2 protein-coding genes and 1 pseudogene are annotated in these 4,044 nt (G+C 52.9%); all 3 read right to left on the bottom strand.

All coding sequences use genetic code 11. The annotated features are described in order from the left end of the window. Positions 1 to 283: 283 nt before the first annotated feature. Positions 284 to 397 (bottom strand): annotated as a pseudogene (locus tag ACQKE4_RS20245) (sugar phosphate nucleotidyltransferase); the annotation flags it as partial. Positions 398 to 454: 57 nt separating this feature from the next. Beyond that, positions 455 to 2,128 (bottom strand): glucose-6-phosphate isomerase, encoded by a 1,674-nt coding sequence (pgi, locus tag ACQKE4_RS20240; protein ID WP_427390011.1) that lies wholly within the window; start codon positions 2,126 to 2,128, stop codon positions 455 to 457. 248 nt (positions 2,129 to 2,376) lie between these two features. Then, entirely contained in the window at positions 2,377 to 3,963 is a 1,587-nt protein-coding gene (gene pgm / locus ACQKE4_RS20235) for a phosphoglucomutase (alpha-D-glucose-1,6-bisphosphate-dependent) (RefSeq protein WP_427390013.1), read from the bottom strand. Positions 3,964 to 4,044: the final 81 nt, after the last annotated feature.

The raw sequence follows: 4,044 nt of genomic DNA, 5'->3' as shown, positions 1-4,044 counted from the left end.
GTAACGAATCTCGCGAGGCACGAGCGAATGAGGCACCCGCGGGAGGCGGCGGAACGACGCCCAAGGGCACCGAACCAACCACGCCTGCCCAGGCCAACCCCGGCACCGCTTCGCGATGCTCCCGCGGGTGCGCCGTAGGCTTACCACGCGCTACGAAAACCCTATGAAATCACGTGAGTGCACACGTAGCGCGTGTTAACGAGATATCTATTTGCTTAAATGTCATATCCTGCTTCGCGGGCGAGGATGGTGTTGGCTTTTAACCAGCCTTCGATGTGACCACAATCAAAGGGCGATCAACCACCGGCACCATCTCTTTAGGAATAGCCTTGCTTATCGGTAATAAACGCGTACCAAAACCCGCCACCGGAATAATCGCTTTACGCACCTGCGCCATTAAATAGCTTCCTTAATTACGTTAATGATTGCTTGATTAATTGTTGGATTAGCTCGTTTACTGACGCCATTCGCTTATTTTGCGTAATAGCTGCTCAGTGCTGGGGTCTTTGACGACGTTATAGTCGCAAGATTGTCCTGCTAGCGTTTGATAAAGACTGGTAGCCAGCTGCTTGCCCAGCTCTACACCCGGCTGATCAAAGGGGTTAAGGTTCCACAGCACGGATTGAACAAACACCTTATGCTCATAAAGCGCCAACAGCGCCCCAATGCTCCAAGCATCTAAGCGCTTCAACAGTAAGACCGAGTTAGGCTGATTACCACGATACCCTTGAGCCATGTGCCCGCGTAACGAACCAGGTATCGCATCATCACCCAAAGCAAATAGCTGCGCCTGGGCCAGGCAGTTGGCTAGCGTTAATTGCTCTTGGGCTGCCAGTGAATCCCGCACATGTTGCGTTGCATCCACTTCACGCCCCGCCACCGCGACAAAGTCAGCGCTAACGGTATGCCCGCCTTGGTGCAACAGCTGATAAAACGCATGCTGCGCATTCGGCCCTACATCGCCCCAAATGATGGGGCAGGTAGCATGGGTAACCGAACGGCCATCCAAGCGCACGCTTTTACCGTTAGACTCCATTTCCAACTGCTGCAAATAGGCGGGCAAGCTTTTCAGCCGACCGTCATAAGGCAGCACCGCATGGGTGGGAATGTTCAAAAACTGACAATTCCAAGCGCCCACAAGCGCTATCAGAACCGGCAGGTTCTGATCCAGCGGCGTCTCTAAGAAGTGGCGGTCAACAGTATGCGCCCCCTCTAACAGCGCATCAAAGCTCGCCATGCCCAGCTGCATCGCAACACTAACGCCAATCGGCGACCACAACGAAAAACGCCCACCAATCCAGTCCTTAAAGACCAACTGATGAGCGTCAGGAATGCCAAACTCAGCCATTTTTTCCGGCTTAGAGGAAACGCCGACTAATTGAAAACGGCATACCGTCTCTATATCAACTTCCAGTGATTCGCTAAGCCAGGCCAAAGCAGTGCGTACATTAAACTGGGTGTCGGCAGTGGTAAACGATTTTGATGCCAATACCAGCAGCGTAGTGGCCGGATCTAACGACTCCATCAGCGGTAAAAGCTGAGCACCATCCATGCTAGAGACGTAATGAACGTTGACACAGGTGTGGCTCGGGCGATCCGCTAAGGCCTCACTAATCAATTTTGGCCCTAAATCAGAGCCGCCTACGCCAATATGCACCACATCGGTGATTGACTGTCCTGTGGCACCAAACCATTCGCGCTGATGCAAACATTCAACCATAGCGGCTAGCCGGATGCGTTGCTGCTGACAAAACGCGGCGGCATCTTGCATACCTTTAGGAGGAGTAGCAGAAGCTGGCCAGCGCGCCGCCATATGCAACGCTGCACGCCGTTCAGAGGTATTCACTTTAGCGCCAGCAAATAGCTTCTGGCGCTTTTCCTCAATTCCACAGCTCTGCGCCCAATCAGTTAATAATGAAAGGGTATCCTGATTGATGCGCTGCTTACTCAGGTCCAGATGCAGTGTGCCTAAGGTCAATACCAAAGCGCTTGCCCGCTCAACAGCAGCAGTAGAGTCGCTTCCCATCAAATCACTTAATGACTGTGACTGCATTCGCTCCGCATGAGCTTGAAGCGCATTAACAGGAGTATAAAGGCGGGGATTTACTGCAGTAAGATAGGCATTCATGATATATCTTCCTTGATGATAACTAAACAATAACCGTTACTTTATTACTAGCAAGCTCCAAGCCAGCCGTCTTACTTTTCAATTTAACTGTATAGTTGACAGCAGGATGAATTGAAAGCAATACGTAAAAAACTCCCTATAAACATGCATGGATTGTGCCACTCCTGTGCACTGTTGCACATTAGTGACACCCCTGCGCCACTTCGCGCGGCCCCCATGGGAAGCGGCACCAGCCGCTGGTGAAAGCACTACCCTTTCCCTTTCAGCACCCCCGCTAACAGCGCTTTGGCGCTTTCAATCAACTCATCCAGATGCTCGGGGCCTTTAAAGCTCTCGGCATACACTTTATAGAGTGATTCCGTGCCGCTGGGGCGTGCGGCAAACCAACCGTTTTCGGTGGTCACTTTAATACCGCCAATGCTGGCACCGTTACCCGGCGCGGCAACCAGTACGGCAATGATCGCATCGCCCGCCAGCTCCTGAGCCGTCACGCTTTCGCTATCCAGCTTTTTGAACGCGGCTTTCTCTTCCAGTGTGCAGGCGGTATCCACACGCTTGTAGAAAGGCTCGCCAAAGCGCTCGGTGAGCGTACGGTAATACTCACTAGGCGTTTGCCCCGTAACGGCCATGATTTCCGCTGCAAGCAAACACAGCACTATGCCGTCTTTGTCGGTAGACCACGCCTGACCGTCGCGGGTGAGTAAGCTTGCGCCTGCGCTCTCTTCACCGCCAAAGGCTAACCACCCCTCATGCAGGCCATCTACAAACCACTTAAAGCCGACGGGCACTTCATAAAGCTCCCGCGCATGGGAAGCTACCACCCGGTCGATCATGGAAGACGACACCAGAGTTTTGCCTATTTTCAGCGAAGCCGACCACTCAGGGCGATGAGTGATCAAGTAATCAATGCACACGGCCAAAAAGTGATTCGGATTCATCAAGCCATTGGCATCCACAATACCGTGGCGGTCGGCGTCCGGGTCGTTGCCAAAGGCAACATCGAAGCGATCCTTGATGTTTAGCAGATTAGCCATCGCCGCCGAGCTTGAACAATCCATGCGGATTTTGCCATCGTGATCCGGCGGCATAAACGCAAACTCAGGATCAACGGTGGTGTTCACCACTTCCAGGTTTAGCTCATAGTGCTTCGCAACCGCCTGCCATACCGGCAGTGCAGTACCGCCCATCGGGTCTGCGCCTAAGATTAAACCTGCACGCTGAATGGCCTGCATATCCACTACGCTATTGAGATCAGCCACATAGTGAGCGGTAAAATCATATTCCTGGGCATGGGCAAGCGCTTCTTCTAATGAAACAAGCGACACATCACCAAGCTCACGCAGCAGATACGCATTGGCACGTAACTCTATCCACGATGTCGCTTCCGTATCGGCAGGACCGCCGTGGGAGGGGTTGTATTTAATACCGCCATCTTCAGGCGGATTATGCGAAGGCGTGATAATCAAGCCATCGGCTAACGCCGCATTGGTGGCGTTGTACTGCAAAATAGCATGGCTAACTAATGGGGTAGCGGTATAGCCGTGATCTTTTTCAACCAGCACCGGTACTTTATTAGCGGCCAATACCTGCAGCGCACACTCCCAAGCAGGCTTGGAAAGCGCGTGGGTATCAACGCCTAAAAACAGTGGCCCCTGGTAGCCTGCTTTCAGGCGGTAATCCACCACGGCCTGGGTAATGGCGTAGATATGTGATGCGTTAAAGGTGCGCTCGGTGGCGCGGCCTCGGTGGCCGGAGGTGCCGAAGGTGACACGTTCCTTGGCTACGTTAGCGTTCGGCTTCTCATCAAAAAACGCTTGTACAATGTAAGCGTTCATTCCAAGACGTAGTTGACCTACTTCACGTCCCGGAGAGGTCTCAATAACTCCGGCGAGACCTTGTACTGCTTCCTGCCATCC

It is taken from the genome of Halomonas sp. NPDC076908 (genome assembly GCF_050269715.1).
Taxonomy (GTDB): domain Bacteria; phylum Pseudomonadota; class Gammaproteobacteria; order Pseudomonadales; family Halomonadaceae; genus Vreelandella.
The sequence above is the reverse complement of the archived record's forward strand: the minus strand, read 5'-3'. Positions and strand labels throughout refer to the sequence as shown.

Coding starts and splice junctions, on each gene's coding strand:
- pgi (WP_427390011.1), bottom strand. CDS start 2,128: ATGAATGCCTATCTTACTGCAGTAAATCCCCGCCTTTATACTCCTGTT.
- pgm (WP_427390013.1), bottom strand. CDS start 3,963: ATGAACGCTTACATTGTACAAGCGTTTTTTGATGAGAAGCCGAACGCT.